The 2,662-nt window shown below is 49.3% G+C and carries 2 protein-coding genes; both read left to right on the top strand.

What is annotated here, in order from left to right; genetic code table 11:
* Positions 1-319 precede the first annotated feature (319 nt).
* Positions 320-1,429, top strand: coding sequence for a sensor histidine kinase (locus OB13_RS15420; RefSeq protein ID WP_461491067.1), 1,110 nt, complete (start codon positions 320-322; stop codon positions 1,427-1,429).
* 205 nt (positions 1,430-1,634) lie between these two features.
* Complete coding sequence (locus OB13_RS15415; RefSeq protein ID WP_461491066.1) at positions 1,635-2,372, top strand: LytR/AlgR family response regulator transcription factor; 738 nt, start codon at positions 1,635-1,637, stop codon at positions 2,370-2,372.
* The last annotated feature ends 290 nt before the right edge of the window (positions 2,373-2,662 follow it).

The following is a 2,662-nucleotide window of genomic DNA, read 5'->3' as shown; positions in this document are numbered from 1 at the left end:
TTTATGTTTTGGCAGGAGGTATGCGCTGCCAATCAAGCACGAAATGCGATGAGCCATCTCTCGTAAGGTATAGCACATGGGCTGGCATACAGGAAATATAAGCCATCCAAGATATAAATACTTTTCCACTTGTACAGCAAGAGAAGGATCATTTCAGATAGCCTGAAGGGAGCAGATTCCTGGCTAACCCGGAGCGTATGACAGGTATGCGTGAGCTGTTGGTGGCACGGCGGGTGCGGTTAAGGCTGCAGGTATAACAGCTCGTCTAAAAGCAACTGCTGCCGAAGCACTTAAAGGATAGAAACCTTACCTTTGCAAAATGGAAGTGAAACTAAATGCAGGGAACGCGCTGGAGGTAGAGAAGCTGAGCCTGCCTGGCATCCGGGATATAACGCAGAACCGCCTGTTGCTGCACCTGTTTTTCTGGGTGTGCTACGTTTGCTTTTTTGGCCTGCTCTACGGCAGCTACATCGATGATTATTACAACGCCTTCATGATCGAGCTCATTGAGCTGCCTTTCAAGATGACGTTGGTATACTTCAACATGTATTTTCTGATGCCGCAGTACCTGTTGCAAAAGCGCTACCTGGAGTTTTTTGTATACCTGCTCCTGATGATGCTGGCCATTGGTACGCTGATGCAGTTTGTGCTTATGCCCATCCTCATTCACCCGCTGATCTGCCCCACCACCTGCACAGAAGACAACCTGACCCTCTACCGCTTTGTCAAGAACATTGTCAACCTGGGTTACCTGGTGTCGATCTCAGCGGCCATCTACCTGCTCAAAAACTGGTACCGGCACCAGCAGTCGGCCCAGACGCTGGCGCAGGACAAGCTGGAGGCTGAGCTCAAGTTCCTCAAAGGGCAGATTCATCCGCACTTTCTGTTCAACACGCTCAACAGCCTCTACTCCCTCACGCTCAAAAAGTCAGAGAATGCCCCGGAGGTAGTACTGAAGCTGTCCGGGCTCATGGACTACATGCTCTACGACGCCGCCGCTGCCAAAGTGCCGCTCGAAAAAGAGCTGAACTACATCCAGAACTACATCGCCCTGGAGCGCATCCGGTATGGCAACCGGGTCGATATTTCCTTTACCGAAAGCGGAGGTATAGCCGGCAAGCAGATTGCACCCATGATGCTGCTTCCTTTTGTGGAGAATGCCTTTAAGCACGGCGTGAGCACCGAGACTGAAAATGCCTGGATCCGGGTGGACGTGAAGGTGCAGGGAGAGAAGCTGGTCGTGCTCGTCGAAAATTGCAAGTGCTATGAAAAAGCCAGCAGCAGCCACCGCGACTTTGCATCCGGTATAGGACTCAAGAATGTGCAGCGCCGCCTCGAGTTGCTGTATGAGAACAGGTATAGCCTGGAGGTGGAAGATGAGTCGGAGAGCTATGCCGTACGGTTGGAACTGGATCTGGGGGAGGAGTGATGGGTATAGTTCACATGCTATAAACTTCTTAAATGATTACCCACCCCTGCCCCTCCCAAGAGGGGAATTATACAGGAGAGATTCTCCTCTTGGGAGGGGCAGGGGTGGGTTGCTGTTACTGGTATAAGCGAATCAAAAGAAAACCAGAACCCAATACAACACACAAATCACCGTATATACCTTGTGTCAAAGCTTAAGACAAAATATGAAACTCCGCTGCATTGTAGTAGATGATGAGCCCCTGGCGCTGGATATACTCGAAACATTTATTGAGCGGCTCGACAACCTGGAACTGGTATGCCGTTGCAGCAATGCTGTCGAAGCCTACAACTGCCTGCAGGCCGAGCACATCGACCTGATTTTTCTCGACATCCAGATGCCGAAGCTCACCGGGATTGACTTTCTCAAATCCATACCTAATCCTCCGAAGGTCATCTTTACGACCGCCTACCGCGACTATGCCCTGGACAGTTACGAACTCAATGCGGTGGATTATCTTCTCAAACCGATCGCTTTTGATCGGTTCCTGAAGGCAGTATCCAAAGTAACAGCAACGGAGCCGAAAGCAGCTGCCGTGGCCCCGGCAGCCGCCATACCTCCCGAAATAAGCTATAAAGAGACGTTCATCTACCTGAAGGCGGACAAAAAAATGGTGAAGGTGATGCTGGCCGATATCCTCTACATTGAAAGCCTGAAAGACTACATCCGGGTAAAAACAGAGGCCAAAGAAATCATCTCCTACCAAAAAATCAGTTTTCTGGAAGAGAAGCTGCCGGCAGAGAAGTTTCTGCGCATTCACCGCTCTTTTATAGTGGCCCTGGACAAGATACAGGCTTTTTCGGCTACAGCCGTCGACATCGGCAAAGCCGAAATTCCAATCGGCCGCTTCTACAAAAACGAAGTGCTGCAGGTGCTGGGCCAGAACAACCTGTTGGAGAGCTAAGGAGTTTGGGAGTTTGGGAGTTTGAAAGTTTAGGAGTTAGAAAATGAACTGTGGGGTTGGAGACGGCTTCACAGTTTTTTATTTTGGGTAAGTAGTGCGTAACTTATGTTGCTGATTCGATCGTGTAGCCAAAGTGCAGTTAAAGAATGAGTTTGCAACAGCACAAGCTATACCTTTTCCGTAAAGCAATGCGCTGGCTATACCTTAACTTTCTAACTTCTTAACATTTTAACTCCTAAACTTCTTGAACTCCATCTCCAAAAAGAAACAGTTCTATCCTGTTTCGGATT

The organism is Pontibacter sp. HJ8 (assembly GCF_054824225.1).
Note: the sequence above shows the minus strand (reverse complement) of the source record. Positions and strands in the feature narration are given on the sequence as shown.

Excerpts from the sequence above, each read along its gene's own strand:
- OB13_RS15420 (WP_461491067.1), top strand. The coding sequence starts at position 320 with ATGGAAGTGAAACTAAATGCAGGGAACGCGCTGGAGGTAGAGAAGCTG.
- OB13_RS15415 (WP_461491066.1), top strand. The coding sequence starts at position 1,635 with ATGAAACTCCGCTGCATTGTAGTAGATGATGAGCCCCTGGCGCTGGAT.